The sequence below is a fragment of the Hydrogenophaga sp. RAC07 genome (assembly GCF_001713375.1).
GTDB lineage: Bacteria > Pseudomonadota > Gammaproteobacteria > Burkholderiales > Burkholderiaceae_C > Hydrogenophaga.
The window spans coordinates 1,155,526-1,173,056 of record NZ_CP016449.1 but is presented as its reverse complement, the minus strand read 5'-3'; the positions used below and the strand labels follow the sequence as shown (position 1 = coordinate 1,173,056).

Annotated in this window: 19 protein-coding genes; 10 read left to right on the top strand and 9 right to left on the bottom strand. The window is 66.8% G+C overall.

Going from position 1 to position 17,531, the window contains the following annotated elements:
- Window positions 1-6: 6 nt before the first annotated feature.
- Entirely contained in the window at window positions 7-576 is a 570-nt protein-coding gene (locus tag BSY239_RS05450; protein ID WP_069045954.1) for a hypothetical protein, read from the top strand.
- Window positions 573-1,643: a flavodoxin family protein gene (locus BSY239_RS05445; RefSeq protein WP_069045953.1), complete on the top strand. Its 1,071-nt coding sequence runs from the start codon at window positions 573-575 to the stop codon at window positions 1,641-1,643. Before BSY239_RS05450 ends, BSY239_RS05445 begins: the two co-directional genes overlap by 4 nt.
- Before the next feature lie 22 nt (window positions 1,644-1,665).
- On the opposite strand, the gene BSY239_RS05440 is transcribed toward BSY239_RS05445, so the two are convergent.
- The 5 genes from BSY239_RS05440 to BSY239_RS05420 all read right to left on the bottom strand — a co-directional run bounded on the left by BSY239_RS05440 (window position 1,666) and on the right by BSY239_RS05420 (window position 6,023).
- A complete protein-coding gene (locus BSY239_RS05440) occupies window positions 1,666-1,965 on the bottom strand; it encodes a hypothetical protein (RefSeq protein WP_069045952.1) in 300 nt (99 codons plus the stop codon).
- Between the two features lie 5 nt (window positions 1,966-1,970).
- Window positions 1,971-2,225 carry a sulfur carrier protein ThiS gene (gene thiS, locus BSY239_RS05435; protein WP_069045951.1) on the bottom strand — a complete coding sequence of 85 codons (255 nt, stop codon included), beginning with the start codon at window positions 2,223-2,225 and terminating at the stop codon, window positions 1,971-1,973.
- Between the two features lie 15 nt (window positions 2,226-2,240).
- Window positions 2,241-3,584: an NAD(P)/FAD-dependent oxidoreductase gene (locus BSY239_RS05430; RefSeq protein ID WP_069045950.1), complete on the bottom strand. Its 1,344-nt coding sequence runs from the start codon at window positions 3,582-3,584 to the stop codon at window positions 2,241-2,243.
- 83 nt (window positions 3,585-3,667) lie between these two features.
- Window positions 3,668-5,515, bottom strand: coding sequence for an aldehyde ferredoxin oxidoreductase family protein (locus BSY239_RS05425; protein WP_069045949.1), 1,848 nt, complete (start codon window positions 5,513-5,515; stop codon window positions 3,668-3,670).
- Window positions 5,516-5,543: 28 nt separating this feature from the next.
- Window positions 5,544-6,023: a 4Fe-4S dicluster domain-containing protein gene (locus tag BSY239_RS05420; protein WP_069045948.1), complete on the bottom strand. Its 480-nt coding sequence runs from the start codon at window positions 6,021-6,023 to the stop codon at window positions 5,544-5,546.
- Window positions 6,024-6,281: 258 nt separating this feature from the next.
- Here BSY239_RS05420 and BSY239_RS05415 point away from each other — a divergent pair, with 258 nt between their 5' ends.
- From BSY239_RS05415 to BSY239_RS05405, 3 genes are read left to right on the top strand one after another with little or no spacing between them, the layout of a single operon-like run.
- Window positions 6,282-7,370: an XdhC family protein gene (locus BSY239_RS05415; RefSeq protein ID WP_069048795.1), complete on the top strand. Its 1,089-nt coding sequence runs from the start codon at window positions 6,282-6,284 to the stop codon at window positions 7,368-7,370.
- Window positions 7,367-8,056, top strand: coding sequence for a nucleotidyltransferase family protein (locus tag BSY239_RS05410; RefSeq protein WP_156775418.1), 690 nt, complete (start codon window positions 7,367-7,369; stop codon window positions 8,054-8,056). Before BSY239_RS05415 ends, BSY239_RS05410 begins: the two co-directional genes overlap by 4 nt.
- A gap of 40 nt (window positions 8,057-8,096) precedes the next feature.
- Window positions 8,097-9,215 carry a helix-turn-helix domain-containing protein gene (locus BSY239_RS05405; RefSeq protein ID WP_069045947.1) on the top strand — a complete coding sequence of 373 codons (1,119 nt, stop codon included), beginning with the start codon at window positions 8,097-8,099 and terminating at the stop codon, window positions 9,213-9,215.
- A 112-nt stretch (window positions 9,216-9,327) separates the two neighbouring features.
- Here BSY239_RS05405 and BSY239_RS05400 read toward each other — a convergent pair whose 3' ends face one another.
- Both BSY239_RS05400 and pedF read right to left on the bottom strand, forming a co-directional pair.
- Entirely contained in the window at window positions 9,328-10,197 is an 870-nt protein-coding gene (locus tag BSY239_RS05400; protein WP_069045946.1) for a substrate-binding periplasmic protein, read from the bottom strand.
- Between the two features lie 45 nt (window positions 10,198-10,242).
- Window positions 10,243-10,734: a cytochrome c-550 PedF gene (pedF, locus tag BSY239_RS05395; RefSeq protein ID WP_083240158.1), complete on the bottom strand. Its 492-nt coding sequence runs from the start codon at window positions 10,732-10,734 to the stop codon at window positions 10,243-10,245.
- A 409-nt stretch (window positions 10,735-11,143) separates the two neighbouring features.
- Between pedF and BSY239_RS05390 the strand changes: the two genes are divergently transcribed.
- Window positions 11,144-13,216 (top strand): sigma-54-dependent Fis family transcriptional regulator, encoded by a 2,073-nt coding sequence (locus BSY239_RS05390; protein ID WP_069045945.1) that lies wholly within the window; start codon window positions 11,144-11,146, stop codon window positions 13,214-13,216.
- 1 nt (window position 13,217) lies between these two features.
- On the opposite strand, the gene BSY239_RS05385 is transcribed toward BSY239_RS05390, so the two are convergent.
- Window positions 13,218-14,204, bottom strand: coding sequence for an MBL fold metallo-hydrolase (locus BSY239_RS05385; protein WP_069045944.1), 987 nt, complete (start codon window positions 14,202-14,204; stop codon window positions 13,218-13,220).
- Window positions 14,201-15,295 carry an alpha/beta fold hydrolase gene (locus BSY239_RS05380; protein ID WP_172823079.1) on the bottom strand — a complete coding sequence of 365 codons (1,095 nt, stop codon included), beginning with the start codon at window positions 15,293-15,295 and terminating at the stop codon, window positions 14,201-14,203. The genes BSY239_RS05385 and BSY239_RS05380 overlap by 4 nt, the downstream gene beginning before the upstream one ends.
- A 75-nt stretch (window positions 15,296-15,370) precedes the next feature.
- Here BSY239_RS05380 and pqqA point away from each other — a divergent pair, with 75 nt between their 5' ends.
- The 4 genes from pqqA to pqqD all read left to right on the top strand — a co-directional run bounded on the left by pqqA (window position 15,371) and on the right by pqqD (window position 17,518).
- Window positions 15,371-15,445, top strand: a complete 75-nt coding sequence (gene pqqA, locus BSY239_RS22000; RefSeq protein ID WP_068167214.1) for a pyrroloquinoline quinone precursor peptide PqqA — start codon at window positions 15,371-15,373, stop codon at window positions 15,443-15,445.
- Between the two features lie 156 nt (window positions 15,446-15,601).
- Complete coding sequence (pqqB, locus tag BSY239_RS05375) at window positions 15,602-16,519, top strand: pyrroloquinoline quinone biosynthesis protein PqqB (RefSeq protein ID WP_069045942.1); 918 nt, start codon at window positions 15,602-15,604, stop codon at window positions 16,517-16,519.
- 13 nt (window positions 16,520-16,532) lie between these two features.
- A complete protein-coding gene (pqqC, locus tag BSY239_RS05370) occupies window positions 16,533-17,264 on the top strand; it encodes a pyrroloquinoline-quinone synthase PqqC (protein WP_069045941.1) in 732 nt (243 codons plus the stop codon).
- Window positions 17,261-17,518: a pyrroloquinoline quinone biosynthesis peptide chaperone PqqD gene (gene pqqD, locus BSY239_RS05365; RefSeq protein ID WP_069045940.1), complete on the top strand. Its 258-nt coding sequence runs from the start codon at window positions 17,261-17,263 to the stop codon at window positions 17,516-17,518. Before pqqC ends, pqqD begins: the two co-directional genes overlap by 4 nt.
- The last annotated feature ends 13 nt before the right edge of the window (window positions 17,519-17,531 follow it).

Genomic DNA, 17,531 nt, shown 5'->3' with positions numbered 1-17,531 from the left:
ATCACCATGACCCACTCCAGCCAACACGACTTCGACTTCCTGCACGGCAGCTGGCAGGTGACCCACCGTCGCCTGCGCGAGCGCCTGTGCGGCAGTGACGACTGGCAGACCTTTGACGGCACCTGCCATGCATCCCCCGTGCTGGGCGGCCAGGGCAACGTCGACGACAACCTGTTGCACCTGCCCGGCGGCAGCTACCGCGCCGCCACCTTGCGCGCGCACGATCCCCAAACCGGCCGCTGGTCCATTTGGTGGCTCGACGGCCGCCACCCGCACCGGCTCGACGTGCCCGTGGTCGGCTCGTTCGACCAGGGCATCGGCACCTTCTTCGCCGACGATGTGCTGGACGGGCGCGCCATCCGCGTGCGCTTCCGCTGGGCCGACACCGACACCGGGTCACCGCTGTGGGAGCAGGCGTTCTCAAGCGACGCAGGCGCCACCTGGGAACCCAACTGGACCATGCATTTCCATCGCCAGAGCGTGGGAGAGAAGCCTTGGTTGGGTGGCGAACAGACGCAGGCCCATCCCCCGTCCACAGTGGATGGCCTCATCCCACCCGACGGCACCGCACCATGACCGACATCCGCAAAGGACAGGCCCCCGCCACGCTGGAGCGCGCGTCGTTCGCCGAGCGCTTTCGCGCCCTCTTCCTCGACCCGGCGTTCCGCGCCGAAGACAGCGGCATCGCGCGTCTGGAGACGATCGCCTGGGACGCCTACCAAGAAGGCCGCAAGGCGCCTTTCACAGAAAAGGCGGGAGCGGGCTACGCCGATCCGGCGTACGACCTGTCCGTCGAATGGGTGGCCACCAAAGCCCGCATCGACGCCGCGCAGGCGCGCTGGGCGCTGGCCGACACACCCACCCGCGCGCTGCTGGTCTGCGGCTCGGCGCGCAACGACGGCACCTGCCCCGGCGAGATTTCCAAGAGCTTTCGACTCACGCAGATCGCACGCGAAGCCTTGGAAGCCACCGGCGTGGAATGCGATGTGCTCGACCTGAGCCTGCTCACCTCCGAATACCGCCTGCACATCCATCCCTGCAAGGGCTGCGTGTCCACCGCCATGCCGCTGTGCCACTGGCCCTGCAGCTGCTACCCCAACCATGCGCTGGGCCAGACGCACGACTGGATGGCAGAGATCTACGAACGCTGGACCGCCGCGCACGCGGTGCTCATCGTCACGCCGGTGTACTGGTATCAGAGCCCGAGCCCGCTCAAGCTGATGATCGACCGCCTGGTGTGTGCCGACGGCGGCAACCCGGACCCGACTTCCACCGGCGGCAAGAAGGCCGAACTGGCCAAGACGCTGGAGATGGCGGGTTGGGACTACCCCAAGCACCTGGCAGGCCGGGCCTACGGCGTGGTGGTGCATGGCGACGTGGCGGGCATCGAGGGTTCACGCCGTTCGCTGTGCGACTGGCTCGATTGGATGGGTTTTGTCGATGCCGGCGCGGTGGCCCGGCTGGACCGTTACATCGGCTACTACGAACCCTACGCCACCAGCCACGAAGCGCTGGACCGCGACCTCGACGTTCAGGAGGAAACGCGCCAGGCGGCCCAGGCACTGGCTGCGGTGACGGCCGATTTGCGCGCCGGCCGGCTGCAGGCCTTGCAGCCTGAACGCGCCAGACCCAGGCCCAAGTGAGCCCACGCGGAAGTCCCGCGCCTCAACCCCCGCCGCGCTGCATGTAGAGGTCGAAGCGCTTCATGAAGGTGTAGCGCTGAGCAGCGTCCAGCCCACTGAATTCAAAGTTGACCCGCAGCACCGGCATGCGCATGAGGGCGATCACACGCTGTGGCCGCTGCTCCCAACGCAAGGCGAGCCGACCGGGTGGTATTTCAACCATGGCTTGCGTGCCATCGCGGCGCCACACGCAGGTACCCACCGCCGCCGGCAACCAGCCCAGCCACTCCGTTTCGGTGCAGCCCATGTCGCGCTCGAAGCGCTCGTCGTAGCTCGACTGCACGGGACTCAGCCTCCCGCAATCGGCGGCCAGATGGCCAGCACGTCGCCTTCGACCAGCGTGGCCCTCATGCGCTCTTCGGGCTGGACGTACTTGCCGTTGACCAGCACCAGATGCACCAGCTTGGGCGGCAGGCCGAAGGGTTCGATGATCTGGCTGATGGGCGTGGCCGGATCGATGTCCAGCGACACCTGGTTGCTGCGCCGGGCTTCGGGGGGCAGGTAGTCGGTGAGCGTGGCAAACAGTTTGAAGGTGATGTTCATGAGCACGTTTTTACTTCAGCGGCGGCGTTCATCGCCGGCGCCCGCCCATTGACCTTGACCCTGTGCACTCGCCAGGTAGGCATCCATCAACTTCGTCGGGTCGTGCATCAGGCGGTCCTTCCACTCGCCCAGCTTCACCTGGCCTTCGACCAGACCGCGCATCACGCCCACGTGTTCGGTCCACCCCACCGAGTTGCAGCCCACCATCACGTCGTCCTTGAATTGCAGACTCAGGTGGCGGCCACTGACCTTGTCGGTGAGTTCGGCGTGTTCGCCACCGGGCACACCTTCCCAGTTGCCGAAGCTGGTGGAAATCAGCCCCAGCGTGTCGAGCACGTTGATCTGCGTCACGCCCTTGAGGTCGGCCTTCTGCCCCACCATGTTGAGCGCGGCCACGCGCGCCTGCTCGGCCGCGTTGGGCTGGATCGCGCTCACGATGGTCTTGCCGCTGACCTTGTCGAAGGCCTCTGCACAGTCACCGGCGGCATAGACGCCGGGCACATTGGTCTGCAGGTGTTCATCGGTGAGCACACCCTGCAGGCAGGTGATGCCGGAGTCCTTCAGGAAGCCGATGGCCGGACGCACGCCGGTGGCACTGATCACCAGATCGGCCTCCACCGTCTGTCCGCCCGAGAGCTTCACACGCAGGCCCGTGGCGGGCTCCGACGAGCTCAGGCCCATGGCACTGGCCAGCTTGCCGACGATGCTGCTGGACTCGTTGCTGGCGGGCTCGATCGCCTCGACCTTGGTGCCGGTGTAGACCTTCACGCCCTTTTTTTCGCACCAGTCGCGGATCATGCCGCCGGCCGTGGGCCCCATCATGCGCGGCACCATGCGGTCGCCCATTTCCACCACGCTCAGCTCCACGCCGCGCGCGGCCAGGGCTTCCATGATGATGCAGCCGATGAAGCCTGCGCCCATCTGCAGCACACGTGCACCCGGCTTGGCCAGGGCCATGATGGCGCGCGCGTCTTCCAGCGTCCAGCAAGGGTGAACGCCCGGAGAGTCCATGCCGGGAATGGGTGGACGCACCGGGTGCGAGCCGGTGGCGATCAGCAGTTTGTCAAAGCCCAGCTTCTCACCGTTGTCCAGCGTCACCGTGCGCGCGGTCGTGTCCACCGCCGTGGCGCGACCGGGCACCTGGTCGATGCGCAGGTCGGTGTAGTGGGTGAGGCTCTTGCGCAGGTAGGTGCCGGTTTCCTTCACGTTGCCGATCAGCAAGTAAGGAATGGCCATGCGCGAATACGGCGGCTCACCTTCGTCACCCACCAGGGTGATGGTGTCGGCGGGGGCATGCTTGCGGATGGTCTCGGCGGCAATGACCCCGGCGGGTCCGGCGCCCAGGATGACGTGGTGCATGTCTTGTCTCCTCGAAAAAAAGAAAGGGGGCAGCGTGGTGACTGCCCCCTGGGTTCAGGCCAAAGGCGGTTCGGGGCCGAGTCTTACAGGCTCAAGCGCGCGCGGGTCTCGGCGGTGGGGCGGCCTTCGGTGTCCCAGCCGCGTGCGGCGTAGTACTTGGGCAGCATCTCGGGCAGCTTGCTGACCATGCCTTTGGAAGCACCGGTCTTGGCCGCTTCGGTCAGCAGGCGCTTGGGCAGGCTGTCGTCTTTGGACGTGAAGCCCGCGGCGTTGTTGAATTCGCGCTCCATGTTCCAGATGCGCTCACCGATCTTCTCCAGCTCTTCGGTGGTGAACTCTTCGTTGCACGCGGCTTGCAGCTGCGGTGCCAGATCGGCCACGCCCCAGGCGAAGGTGGTGAACACGCACAGGCCCGAGGAGTCGAACGCGGCGGTGGCGTCCTGGAACGCCTTCACCAGCTCCGGCTTGCCTTCGCTCTCGACCGGATCGGTCTTGACCGGAATGCCCAGCACTTCAGACGCGATGGTGTAGCCGCGCAGGTGGCAGGCGCCGCGGTTGCTCGTGGCGTACGCCAGGCCGATGCCCTGGATCGCGCGACCGTCGTAGGCCGGGAACTCCTGGCCCTTCACGCTCATGGACAGGTCGGGGTGGCCGTATTTTTCGGTCAGGCGCTTGGAGCCCATGCCGATCTCCTTGCCGAAGCCTTCGCCGCGCGCGGTGATCTCGGCAAAGTGGGCCAAGGCTTGCGCCGAACCGAACTTGGCGTCGATGCCGAGCTGCTCGGCGGTGAGCACGCCCATTTCGTAGAGCTCCATCACCGCGCCCACGGTGGCACCGAAGCTGATGGGATCAAACCCTTCTTCGTTGCACAACAGGTTGGCGTATTGCAGTGCTTCCAGATCGTTCACGCCGTTGGCAGCACCCAGCGCCCAGGCCGCTTCGTACTCCAGGCCGCCGTTGGCGCCCCAGTACTGCGGCTTGTTCTTCACGGTGAAGTGGTTCTCGTCCATCTTGCTGATGCGACCGCACGCAATGGTGCAACCGAAGCAGGCCTGGTTGGTCACCAGGTGCTTCTTGCCGTCGCTCTCGCGCGGGGTGACCATGGCTTCGGCCGAGATGTCCTTCGCGCCTTCGAACTGCACGTCGCGGTGATTGCGCGTGGGCAGTGCGCCCATCTCGTTGATCACGTTCATGAGCACCTGCGTGCCGTAGGCCGGCAGGCCCTGACCCGTCACCGCGTTCTCGGCCAGGATCTTCTTCTTCTCGAAGGTGGTCTTCATGAAGGCCTTGGGGTCGCGGATGTTGCCCACGCCCTTGGTGCCGCGCACGGCAATGGCCTTCAGGTTCTTGCTGCCCATGACGGCGCCCACGCCGGAACGGCCGGCCGCTCGGTGCAGGTCGTTCACCACCGCCGCGTACAGCACGCCGTTTTCACCGGCCTTGCCGATGCTCGACACGCGCACCAGCGGGTCCTGCAGGCTGGACTTGAGAACCTCTTCGGTCTTCCACACGCTCTGACCCCAGAGGTGGCCGGCGTCGCGCAGCTCGGCCTCGTCGTCGTTGATGTAGAGATAGACCGGCTTCGGAGACTTGCCCTCGAAGATGATCATGTCCCAGCCGGCCATCTTGAGCTCGGCGCCCCAGTAGCCGCCCGAGTTCGAACACGCAATGGCCCCGGTCAGCGGGCCCTTGGTGATCACGGTGTAACGGCCGCCGGTGGAGGCCATGGTGCCGGTCAAGGGGCCGGTGGCCCAGATGATCTTGTTCTCGGGCGACAGCGGGTCGACCTTGGGGTCAACCTCGCTCACCAGGTACTTGCTGCCCAGCCCACGCGAGCCGATGTAGGAACGTGCCCACTCGGTGTTCAGCGGTTCGGATTTAACGGTGCCCGCGGTCAGGTTGACGCGGAGGATTTTTCCAGCCCATGACATATTGATTCTCCTGTGAGGGTGGGTCGGATCAGGCGGCGGTGGACGGCTGGTTGCCCAGCTTGTCGGCCCACTGCTTCATCTTGTCCATGCCGGTCCAGTTCGCATCGATGAACGTGATGGCGGCCGTGGGGCAGGCTTCGGCGCAGGCCGGCTCGCCACCGCACAGGTCGCACTTCTGGACCTTGCCGGTTTCCTGCACGTAGTTGATGGTGCCGAACGGGCAGGCAATGGTGCAGACCTTGCAACCCACGCAGGTGGTCTCGTTCACCACCTTGGCGCCGGTCATCTTGTCCACGGTGATCGCTTCCACCGGGCAGGCGTGCAGGCACCAGGCCTCGTCGCACTGCGTGCAGGTGTAGGGCACTTTCTTGCCGGTGTGGTGGAAGTCAAAAACCTTGATGCGCGACTTCGACGTGGCGTAGGTCCCGTAGTTCTCGAACGAACAGGCCATTTCGCACTGCAGGCAGCCGGTGCATTTATCGGGGTTGATGTGAAGGACTTTTTGCATCGTTGTGTCTCCGTGTGGGTAACAGACGCATTGCACTTGAGGAGCGCCTATGCACATCTGCTCATACGATTTTTTGTGTCTGGCGGCATTTCGGGTTGAGGGTTTACCCGGGTTTGCGGGGCTCTCGGCGAAAAAGTCTCAGATTGAGACGGCCCGTTGCACGTTGCGCCCGGTACGCTTCGTGGCATGCTGCTTCCGCCCTTGCGCAAGCGTTCTCGCCAAGACCTCCCGATCCCCCCACAGCAACCCAAGCCCGCCATGGAAAACCTCGACGTCACCGTCCTGCGCACGCTGCACGGCTGGCGCTCCCAGGGGCAACGCGCCCTGCTCGCCACCGTGGTGCGCACCTGGGGTTCGTCGCCGCGCCCAGTGGGCTCGATCATGGCCTTGTGCGAGAGCGGCGCGGTGGTCGGTTCGGTCTCCGGCGGGTGCATCGAAGACGACCTGATCTACCGCTACAGCCGCGCCCACCAGACCGGGGCCAGCGCGGGTGTGGCCGGCATCACGCACGACATCCCCGACAGCACACCACAGCGCGTGCAGTACGGCGTGAGCGCGGACGACGCACACCGCTTCGGCCTGCCCTGCGGCGGCACGCTGGAACTGGTGCTCGAATTCAACCCCGACACGGCCTCGCTGCTCGCGCTGGTGCAGACCCTGGCTGATGGCCAGATGGTGCAGCGCCGTACCGAGCTGGCGAGCGGCCGCGTGGAGCTGCGCGCGGTCACCGCACCGTCGCCGCTGATCGACGACGATGCGGTGCTGGCCAACACCTTCGGCCCCGAGTACCGCATGCTGCTGATCGGCGCCGGCCAGCTCACCGAGTACCTCGCCACCATGGCGCTGTTCAGCGGCTTCGCGGTCACCGTGTGCGACCCGCGCGAGGAGTACCGCACGGCCTGGGCGGTGCCCGGCGTGGCCTTGCTCACCGACATGCCCGACGACGTGGTTCGCGACTTCAAGGTGGATCGCCGCAGCTGCGTGATCGCGCTCACGCACGACCCCAAGCTCGACGACCTCGCCCTGCTCGAAGCGCTGGACACCGAGGCCTTTTACGTGGGCGCCATCGGTTCAAGGCGCAACAACGAAGCGCGCCACGCCCGATTGATTGAACACTTCGAGCAGACCGCCGAAAGCCTGGCGCGACTGCGTGGCCCGATCGGGATCTACATCGGCAGCAAGACGCCGCCCGAGATCGCGGTGAGCATCATGGCCGAGGTGCTGGCCGTGAAAAACGGCGTGCCGCTGCCGCGCGACATGGACGTGACACACGCCAAAAACGCATTGACCGATGGCACCGCCGAGCCCTCCGGCCCGGCCTGCTTCTCACCCACCAGCTCGCGTTGAACACCGCAACGCCACAGCCCCTTCGCACCGGCGTGCTCATCCTGGCCGCGGGTGCCGGGCGGCGCATGGGCGGGCGGGCCAAGTGTCTGCTGGAGGTGCAAGGCCAGAGCCTGCTGGAGCGGCTGGTGCGCGCGGTGCGCGGCGTCGGGCTTCCCACGCCGGTGCTGGTGCTCGGCCACCACGCCGCCGAGATCCAGGCGCACCTGGCGCAATGGCCTGCGCACCTCGCACCACGCCAGGTGATCAACCCCATGCCCGAGGACGACCCGGCCCCGTCGCTGCACATCGGCTTGCGCGCGCTGGGCAACGACGTTCATGCCGTGATGGTGCTGCTGGCCGACCAGCCCCTGATCAACGCGGCCGACATCGGCGCGGTGCTGCATGCGTTTCAGCGCCGCCCCAGCGATTGCCAGCTGGTGGTGCCCATGGTGAACGGTGTGCCCGGCCATCCGGTGGTGTTCGACGTCGCGGTGCGCGCCGATCTGCTCGGCGCTCCCGGCACCAGCCTGCGGCAGTGGCGCGCGGCGCACCCGCAGGCCACCTTGCCGTGGGTGGTGGACAACCCACACCACACGCGCGACCTCGACACGCCCGATGACGTGCACACCCTGGCCCGCGACACCGGCTGGGTCTGCCGCTGGCCCGAGCCTGCGACGGGGGTTAACACCGATCCCGCGAACACCTGACGACCACACCAGGGCGTTCAAACGCTGCTTTAATTCTGTTGTGACTTCCCACCCGCAGTCTCCCCCCGCCCACCCGCACCGCCTGGCCCTGATCGAACAGGCGCGCAAGTCGGTGCTGGACACGCGCGACCCGAACGCGCCGGCGGCGCTCTCACCGTGGATCGACCGCTCCTGGCGGCGCTGCCTCGGCATGGGCTTCAACCCGCACCAGCCGATCACCTTCGACGCCGTGACCCACAGCGCGGTGCGCAACGCCATCGACGCGAACCAGCCGTTGCTGCGGGCTGCGGCGCCGGTGATCCAGTCGCTCACGCGGGCCATGGCCAACACGCGCTACTTCGCCATCCTCACCGACGCCAGCGGCCTGGTCATCGACGTCAACGGCCCGGTGGACCGACACAACCCGCAGGCCTCGACCATCGCACGCGTGGGCGTGGACCTCTCCGAACGCGCCGTGGGCACCACCGCCATCGGCGCCACGCTGGCCGAGCTGCAGCCGGTGTGGCTGCACCGCGGCGAGCACTTCTTCGATGCCACCAGTGTCTACAGCTGCGCCGGCGCGCCCATCTGGGGGCCCGACGGGCAGTGCGTGGGCATGCTCGACCTCACGGGCGTGAATGTGGTGGAGCAACCCGCGCTCAAGCACCTGGTCACGCAGTCGGCTCGCAGCATTGAAAACGCGCTCGCGCTGGCCCGACCGCACCGCCTGCTGCTGAGCCTGAACTGGCCCGGTCAAACGCTGGGCGGGGACAGCGACGGTCTGGTGTGTGTCGACGCCGACGGTCACATCACCGGCCTGAACCGCCCCGCGGCCGACATGCTGGGCATCGCCCCGCTGAGCCACGCGGGCCATTGCACCGACGTGTTTGCCGCGCCGCTCGAGAGCCTGTTCGATGCCGCGCGCGCGCAGCGCAATGCCGCGGAAGTGCCGCTGTGGTCGGGCCTGCGGCTCAATGTGCATGCGCGCCTCAATGCGGGCGGCGAGCGCGCACCCATGCACGGCACGGGCACAGCGGTGCCGCTGAAAGACGTGGAGACCGCCCTCATCCGCAAGGCGGTGGACGATGCACGCGGCAATGTGATGGAAGCCGCGCGCGTCCTGGGCATCAGCCGCGCCACGGTCTACCGCAAGCTCGGCGCCCAGCGCGATCGCAGCTGAATCGCCAGGCGTCCTCTCCGGCCAACCCGCAACATCGGCAGTCGTTCTGCAAGCTGCAGCACTTGCAGGTGGCGGGTGCCGCCATGGTCGCGCCGCGCAGGAGCCGCGGGCCTCAGGGCGCGGTAAGCGTCATGCCGTGCTGCTTGAAGATCGCCAGCAGTTCGCCGCTGGCGCGGATGGACTGCAAGGCTGTCTCCAGCGCCTGGCCCAGCTCCTTGTGCTCGGCCTTGATCGCCATGCCCACCGGCCAACCGTTGTCCGGCAAGCCGCTGAGCGCCAGCGAGGTGAGGCGGTACCGCCCGGGCTTGACCTCGGCACGTGAAAGCACCGACTCGGCCTGGGCGCGTGTCACGTACGCGGCTGCGGCCTTGCCATCGAGCAGGGCCTGCACGGCCAGTGTGCCGGTGTTGTGGATGCCGACCTGGTTGCGCAGCAGGCCCCCGCTGTAACCCATGAGCGCGCTGGTCGCACCGGCGCCGCGTTCGGCCGCGAGCTGAAACCCCTTGAGGTCGTCCGGGCTGGTCACATCGGCCAGGCGCGTGGTGTCGAACACCAGCACCAGCGACTGGCGCATGTAGGGCGCGAGGATGAGCACCTGGCGGTTGCGCGCCATGAGGTATTTGTCGCCCGGCACCTGCAGCATCACGTCGGCCGGGCCATAGCCCAGGTAGTGACCGCGCCAGACCATGTTGCGCAGGTCGTCGTTCATGTTCTCGCCCGCGTCGAACGGCAGCAGCGAGAGCTTGAGGTTGAGCTGTCTGGCCAACGCGGTGGCGATCGACACATCGAGCCCCTGCACGTCGTTGGCCGGGCCGTCGGAGAACGGAGCGTTGTCCTTGTAGACCGCCACCTTGAGCACGCCACTGGCGCGGATCTTCGCCAGGTCCGTCAGTTCGGTCTGCGCCTGGGCCAGCAGCGGCAGGCCGGCCAGCAGGCCAACCAGCAACTGGCGGCGATCGAGGTGGGTGTGTTGTTCTGTCATGTCTTGTCTCCTGTGGGGGCGGGCCGCCAGCGGCCTGCGGGCACATCACTTCTCGCGTCGGGTTTCCAGGTAGGTCTTGATCGACCAGATGGCTTCCTGTGTGAGCGTGGCCTCGAAGGGCGGCATGTAGACGCGGCCATCGCGCACACGGCCTCGGCGCACGGTGGCCACATAGAACTCATCCATCTCCTTGTAGCAAGCCGCCTTCTTGGCCGCGTCGGCCATGCCGGTGCAGTCGCTGTCGAACTTGCGCAGGTCGGGCGACATGCCGCCCGAGATGGCCTCCAGGCCATGGCAGCGCGCGCAGTTCTGGTTGTAGGCCGAAGTGCCGATGCGCAACGCTTCCTTGTGGGCCGGGCCAGCGCTGAACGGATTGGCGTCAAGCCACTTGGCGCCGAGCTGCGGCAAGGTGCTGGTGTCCACCGATTGGGGTGTCACGTCGCCGTGCGCCAGGACAGCGGCCACACCGCAGGTCACGGCCGCGGCCAGCAGCGCGCGTGCTGCGCGTTTCGAGAGCGAAAAGGATGGTGTTTTCATCGAAAGGTCTCCAATGGCAAAAGCTTGAATGCCCTGGAGTTCAGCAAGAAGCAGGCCCTCCACCAAACCCCGGATCAACAACGCCAACCTGTTCCAAATTGAATCAGTTGCGCATCCGTTCATCGCTTCGCGTGTCACATCCCCATGCACAACTGGTGTCTTCTGGACCACCTTTTCACCGCGCAAAGTAGTGCAAAAGCAGGCAGGTTAATTGCTATCGACACACGGGTACACCCGGTGTGGGCTGTTGCACACCGGGATTACCAGTGTTGTTCCCCGAGACACATATGAAGAGAATTGCATGAGACAACCAGACAGCGAAAACACCGGAGCCACCGGACCCGCAGCCGACGACACGCTCTGGTCGGCGGACTGCTGGGGAGTCCTTCCCCCGGACCCTGGAGACCACATGAATTCCGCCCTCTTCACGAGCCCTGCCGCGGGTCGTCGGGTTGAATCCCCGTCGGCGGGCCTGTCGACGCACGATCACCACGACCGGATCGGGCAGTCGCACCGACGCTCGCAGTCGTACGGCATCACCGTCACCGACACCCCCGATTTTTCGAGCCCGTCGCACGGTGTGCTGCCCGATGCGCTGGAAGAAAACCGCTTCCTGTTCCAGCACGCCGCCCCCGTGATGGAAACGCTCTACGACCAGATCGTCAACACCCACAGCATGGTGCTGCTCACGTCGGCCAAAGGCCTCGTCCTGCACTCGCTGGGCGACATGGATTTTCTGGAGCGGGCCTCCCAGGTGGCGCTCACACCCGGCATGGACTGGTCGGAAAGAAGCAAGGGCACCAACGCGATCGGAACCGCGCTGAGTGAAGAGGAAGCGCTCACCGTGCACGGTGGTCAGCACTACATGAACGCCAACAAGTTCCTCACCTGTTCGGCCTCGCCCATCTTCGATCCGTACGGCCAGGTGATCGGCGCACTCGACGTGACCGGGGACCACCGCAGCTACCACCAGCACACGCTGGCGCTGGTGCGCATGTCGGCGCAGATGATCGAGAACCACATGTTCGCCGACATCTTTCCCAAGGCGATCCGCATCCACTTCCACACACGCTCCGAGTTTCTGGGCACGCTGGTCGAAGGCATCGCGGTGTTCTCACCCGAGGGCCGTTTTCTCTCGGCCAACCGCAGCGCGCAGTTCCAGATCGGCCTGCCGTTTTCCGCGCTCAAGGCACACACCTTCTCCTCGTTGTTCGGCCTGCCGGTTTCGGCCCTGTTCGAAATGTTCAGCGGCGCCACACCCAACCCCAAACAGCTGTGCATGCACAACGGTGTGTCGGTGTGGTGCCGGGTCAAGCTGAAGGTTTCCAACATGTGGGCCGCCAAGCCCACCGGCACCACCAGCGAGGCGTCCGCACAGCCCACGCCCGCTGCTGCCCAGCCCGGGCCCGAGCCGCTGAAGCAGACCGGCAAGAAGATGCAGTTTTCCTCGCTGCACTACCTGGACACCGGGGACCCGCAGGTGACCTCGGTGATCCACAAGCTGCGCATGGTGAGCGGGCGCGACATTCCCATCATGATCCTGGGCGAAACCGGCACCGGCAAGGACCTGCTCGCGCAAGCCATCCACGGCGATTCCTCACGCGCGACGCAGCCCTTTGTGTCGGTCAACTGCGCGTCCATCCCCGACACACTGATCGAATCCGAGCTCTTCGGCTACGAAGAAGGCGCCTTCACCGGCGCGCGCAAGAAGGGCTCCATCGGCAAGATCCTGCAGGCCCACGGCGGCACGCTCTTCCTCGACGAGATTGGCGACATGCCCAAGCACCTGCAGGCGCGGCTGCTGCGGGTGTTGCAGGAGCGCAAGGTCAGCCCGCTGGGAGCAGGCAAGGAGGTCGAGGTCGACGTGGCGGTGGTGAGCGCCACCCACAAGAACCTCAAGGACATGATCGCGCGCGGTGATTTCCGCGAAGACCTCTACTACCGCCTCAACGGGCTGGTGGTGCGCCTGCCCGCGTTGCGCGAGCGCAGCGATTTCGAACTCGTGGTGCAAAAGATCCTGCTTGCGCTCAGCGAAGGCAGTCAGCCGGTGGGCGTGTCGGCCCAGGTGATGGACCTGTTCAAGCGCTACGCCTGGCCCGGCAACTTCCGACAGCTGCACAACCTGCTGCGCACGGCGGTGGTGATGGTCGGCCACGGCGGCGTGATCGACATGGGCCACCTGCCCGACGATTTCCTCGAAGAACTGGAGCACGACCAGGTGCTGGTGCAGCGCCCGGCCGCCTTTGCCGCCACGGCGGCGACCGCCGCGCCTGCAGAGGCCGCGCCCGCGTGCAGCCTGCCCGAACCGGCGGTGGAGGTGGCCGTCGAAGGCCAGAAGCTGCAGGACGTGGCGCTGAGCGCCATGGCGCAGATGCTGCGCCTGCACAAGGGCAATGTGTCGGCGGCGGCCAAGGCGCTGGGGGTGTCGCGCAACACCATCTACCGCAAGAAAGACCAGCTGCCGCCGGATCTGCTCAGCTGAGCTAGCGCTCCATCCACACCGCCTCCAGCTCGCGCCACGCCCGCTGCACGTTGAAGCCCTGGCGCTCACCATAGCCCGCCCAGGCGGCGTACGCGGGCATGGTGATCACACCTCCTTCACCGGCGTGGCGGCCTTCGTCCATGGCCTTGAGAACGAGCGCGCGCAGCTCGGTCAGGTAGGCGCGGGTGGCCACCATCGCAGGCGGCAACTCGCCGTCCTTCGGGCTGCTGGACACCGCATGGCCGATCACGTGGCGCGGCTGAAGCGCGGCGATGCGGTCCAACACCAGCAACCACGCGTCCACCCCGCCCTGCGCCAGCTCGGGCAGGCGCTGGTTGTAGACCAGCCCCCCGGCCCACACCACACGGCTGGCTTCGTCCCACAGCACCAGATCGCTCTCGGTGTGGCCGGGCGCAGGTGGCAACACGCGCAGCCGGTGCGGCCCGACGCGCACGACCTCGCCCGCCCGCAGCACGCGGCTGGGCCACACGATGCGTGTACCCGCCATGGCGCGCTCGCCCACGCGCTCCCCCAGGCTGGCGAGGCAGGCGGGGCAGCGCTGTTGCATGGCGCTTCGCGTGCCTTCGGTGGCCAGGATTTCCAACCCGTCCCGCTCCAGCAGATCGGCAAACGCCGAGTTCGCCAGTACGTTCTCGGCGTGGGCATGGGTGTTGACCACCTGGCGCACCTGCGCGCCGAAGCGGCAGGCCAGCGAGTCGCGCACCCGCAGGCCGTGGCGGTGGCTCGGGCCGGGGTCGATCACCAGCGCATCCGCGCCCGAGACCACGACGGAGGTGGGCACCACATGGCCCGCGTTGGCGGCTGACACGTCGGCCTGTGCATCGGGTTGCCACACCCACACGCCGGGCACCACCGCCTGCCAGGGCACGGCGTTGGCGGCGCTGCAGTCGGGCTTGTGCGCGGTCGAGGCGCAGCCCGCCAGCAGCGTGAGCAAGCCCACCCCCAACGCGCAGCACAGGCTGTTCATGCCAGCGTCCTGCGCACGCTCTGGCGCAGCGCCGGCAGCATGGCGGGCTCATGCCCCAGGTGGCCGCTGTGCGGCTCCACATGCAAGACACCACCCCCTGCCGCGCGCCCCAGCGCAGCCCAGCGACGGCTGTTGGCCGGTGGGCAGATCGCATCGAAACGTCCATGCACCCAGTCCACCGGTGTGCCATGGCGAGCGGTTTGCAGCACACCGCGGTCCAGCTGGCCTGCGCGCATGAAACCGCCGTGGCGCAGGTAGTGCGCCTGGATGCGGAATTTGGCGAAGGCCTTGCGGTCGGCGCGGGTTTTCCCGGGCTGCTTCAAACGGGCGACGGCACGCTTCTCGGCCTTGCGCAACGACGCCCATTCCCGCCGGATGGAGGCCGCCAGGCGCGGTGAGCTCAGGGCCGCGTGCAACAGGCTGCGCCGCTGGCTGCGCGCCGCCGACGCGGTTTCCAGCAAACCCCAGCCGCGCGCGGCGCGCAGCGATGCAACACCGGGTGTCCCACTTTGAATCAGTTGTGTCAGCCGCTGCAACGCCACGGGCAACACCGCGCCGGAAACAACGGGCCACAACGCCCCCCAGCCGAGCGACTGTCGCACGCGCGACGACGGCAACAGCAGCCCACCGACCTCGCGCCGGCTCAACGCAAACGCGCCGCGCAACACCAGACGCTGCACACGTTGCGGATGCGCCAGCGTGTAAGCCAAAGCCACCACCGTGCCCCACGAACCGGCCAGCAACGACCACCGCTCCAGACCCAGGTGTTCGCGCAGCGCTTCCATGTCGGCCACCAGCGCAGCCGTGTGGTTGCCCGCCGTACGCCCCTTCGGCAACGAGGCGCCACAACCGCGCTGGTCGGGTGCCACCACGCGTTGCCGCGAGAGGTCAAAGGGCCTCAGCATGCCGGGCTGGCAACTGCTGCCCGGGCCTCCATGCAACAGCAGCCAGGGTTCACCCGAAGGTGCACCGACCTCACGCCAGGCCATGCGGTGCAGGCGACCCAAAGACAGGTGTTGCGCGCGTGGCCATGCCGGGCTGGTCACCCGCGCGGATGGAACAGTTTTCGTGGCATCGATATTGCTATTCATGGGAGGCGGCTTGTGGCAATGGTGCTGGCGAGCTTGCAGACATGTTTCGTGCCAACCCATTATTGGAGACCTTCTATGCAATGGACGACCCCCGCCTTCACCGACCTTCGTTTCGGCTTTGAAATCACCATGTACATCGCCAACCGCTGATCAGCAGCGTTGGGTTCGAGGCGCACGGGTGAACAACGCGTGCGCCTTTTTCTTGGTCTTTCAGTTGTCCTGACATGAAACAGCTCCCACGCTCACTTCGTTCACTGCCCCCCGAGGGGGTGCGTCAGCGCCTTCGGGCGGCCGGGCGCCACTGACATGCGCATCCGGGTTCTCGGTTCTTCGGCTGGTGGCGGCTTCCCGCAGTGGAACTGCAACTGCGCCAATTGCGACGGCCTGCGCAACGGTCGCATCCGGGCCACTGCGCGCACGCAGTCGTCGATCGCCGTCACCGCCAACGGGCAGGACTGGCTGCTGGTCAACGCCTCGCCCGACATCCTCACCCAGATCCGCGACACGCCCGACCTGCAACCCGCCCGCGCGGTGCGCGACAGCGGCATTGCCGCGGTTCTGCTCATGGACGCGCAGATCGACCACGTGACCGGTCTCATCATGCTGCGCGAGCGCGGCTCCAGGCTGCCGCTGCTGGCCACTCCCGAGGTGCTGTCCGACATCGCCAGCGGTTTCCCCATCACCGGGATCCTTGCGCATTACTGCGGCGTGGCCACCACCGAGCTGCCGTCGGACGGTCGCACCATCACCATCGAGGGCCTGCCCGGCATCGAGGTGCAGACCGTGGCCATCGCCTCCAAGCCGCCGCCGTATTCACCCTTTCGCGGCAACCCGCGCGCCGGCGACAACCTCGGCCTGGTGATTCAGAACCCGGCCACCGGTGGGCGCGTGTTCTACGCGCCCGGCCTGGGCGCCGTGACACCCGAGCTGTTGACGCTCATGGCCAGCTGCTCGGTGCTGCTGGTGGACGGCACCTTCTGGACCGAAGACGAAATGATCACGCAGGGCCTCTCGAAAAAGAAGGCCGCGGAGATGGGCCACCTGCCGCAAAGCGGCGCGGGCGGAATGATCGAACAGCTGGACCAGTTGCCGCGCTCCATCCGCAAGATCCTCATCCACATCAACAACACGAACCCGATGCTGGTCGAGGATTCCGCCGAACACGCCGAGCTCACCCGCCACGGCATCGAGGTGGCGCGCGACGGCATGGACATCGTCTTCTGACCCGGCAAACCGCATGGACATCGCCACCACCCCCCGTCCCCTCGAAGGCTTGCCCGCCTGGACGCGCGAGCAATTCGAAGCGCAGCTGCGCGACCAGGGTCGCTCGTACCACATCCACCACCCGTTCAATGTGCGCATGAACGCCGGCGGCTGCACTCCTGACGAGCTGCGCTGCTGGGTGGCCAACCGCTTCTATTACCAGGTCTGCATTCCGCGCAAGGACGCCGCCATACTGGCCAACATGCCCGACCGCGCGCACCGCCGCCTGTGGGTGGAACGCATCCTCGATCACGATGGCTATGGCGACTTCGAAGGCTCGGCCAGCGGTGGCCTGGAGGCCTGGATTCGCCTGGGCGAAGCGGTGGGCATTGCACGCGACGACCTGTTGTCGCTGCAAGGCGTGGTGCCCGCTGTGCGCTTCGCCTGCGACGCGTATGTGAACTTCGCGGCCAAGGCCCCGTGGCAGGAGGCCGTGTGTTCTTCGCTCACCGAGATGTTTGCGCCACAGATCCACAAGGACCGCCTGGCCAGCTGGCCTCTGCACTACCCCTGGATCGACGCCGACGGACTGGGCTATTTCCGCAAGCGCATTCCGCTGGCCGGGCGCGATGTGGAGCACGGCCTGCGCGTGACGCTGGATCACTTCACCACCCGCGCGGCGCAACACCGTGCACTCGACATCCTGCAGTTCAAGCTCGACATCCTCTGGACCATGCTCGACGCCATCGAGAAAGCCTGTCAATGATCCCTTCCCGTCCCAAGCTTTCGCGCCGCTTCCGATTGCAATACGAAGAAGCACAGTCGCGCTGGGTGCTGCTGTACCCCGAGGGCATGGTGCAACTCAACGACAGTGCTGCCGAGATCCTCAAGCGCTGCGATGGCGAACGCACGGTGCCCGGGATCGTGAGCGAGCTGGAGGCCGCGTTTTCGGTCCAGGGCCTCACACCGCAGGTGGAATCGTTGCTGGAAGAAGGAGGCCGCCGTGGCTGGATCGACTGAGTTCGCACCGGTC

Excerpts from the sequence above, each read along its gene's own strand:
- BSY239_RS05450 (WP_069045954.1), top strand. The coding sequence starts at position 7 with ATGACCCACTCCAGCCAACACGACTTCGACTTCCTGCACGGCAGCTGG.
- BSY239_RS05445 (WP_069045953.1), top strand. The coding sequence starts at position 573 with ATGACCGACATCCGCAAAGGACAGGCCCCCGCCACGCTGGAGCGCGCG.
- thiS (WP_069045951.1), bottom strand. The coding sequence starts at position 2,225 with ATGAACATCACCTTCAAACTGTTTGCCACGCTCACCGACTACCTGCCC.
- BSY239_RS05430 (WP_069045950.1), bottom strand. The coding sequence starts at position 3,584 with ATGCACCACGTCATCCTGGGCGCCGGACCCGCCGGGGTCATTGCCGCC.
- BSY239_RS05425 (WP_069045949.1), bottom strand. The coding sequence starts at position 5,515 with ATGTCATGGGCTGGAAAAATCCTCCGCGTCAACCTGACCGCGGGCACC.
- BSY239_RS05420 (WP_069045948.1), bottom strand. The coding sequence starts at position 6,023 with ATGCAAAAAGTCCTTCACATCAACCCCGATAAATGCACCGGCTGCCTG.
- BSY239_RS05415 (WP_069048795.1), top strand. The coding sequence starts at position 6,282 with ATGGAAAACCTCGACGTCACCGTCCTGCGCACGCTGCACGGCTGGCGC.
- BSY239_RS05400 (WP_069045946.1), bottom strand. The coding sequence starts at position 10,197 with ATGACAGAACAACACACCCACCTCGATCGCCGCCAGTTGCTGGTTGGC.
- pedF (WP_083240158.1), bottom strand. The coding sequence starts at position 10,734 with ATGAAAACACCATCCTTTTCGCTCTCGAAACGCGCAGCACGCGCGCTG.
- BSY239_RS05390 (WP_069045945.1), top strand. The coding sequence starts at position 11,144 with ATGAATTCCGCCCTCTTCACGAGCCCTGCCGCGGGTCGTCGGGTTGAA.
- BSY239_RS05385 (WP_069045944.1), bottom strand. The coding sequence starts at position 14,204 with ATGAACAGCCTGTGCTGCGCGTTGGGGGTGGGCTTGCTCACGCTGCTG.
- BSY239_RS05380 (WP_172823079.1), bottom strand. The coding sequence starts at position 15,295 with ATGAATAGCAATATCGATGCCACGAAAACTGTTCCATCCGCGCGGGTG.
- pqqB (WP_069045942.1), top strand. The coding sequence starts at position 15,602 with ATGCGCATCCGGGTTCTCGGTTCTTCGGCTGGTGGCGGCTTCCCGCAG.
- pqqC (WP_069045941.1), top strand. The coding sequence starts at position 16,533 with ATGGACATCGCCACCACCCCCCGTCCCCTCGAAGGCTTGCCCGCCTGG.
- pqqD (WP_069045940.1), top strand. The coding sequence starts at position 17,261 with ATGATCCCTTCCCGTCCCAAGCTTTCGCGCCGCTTCCGATTGCAATAC.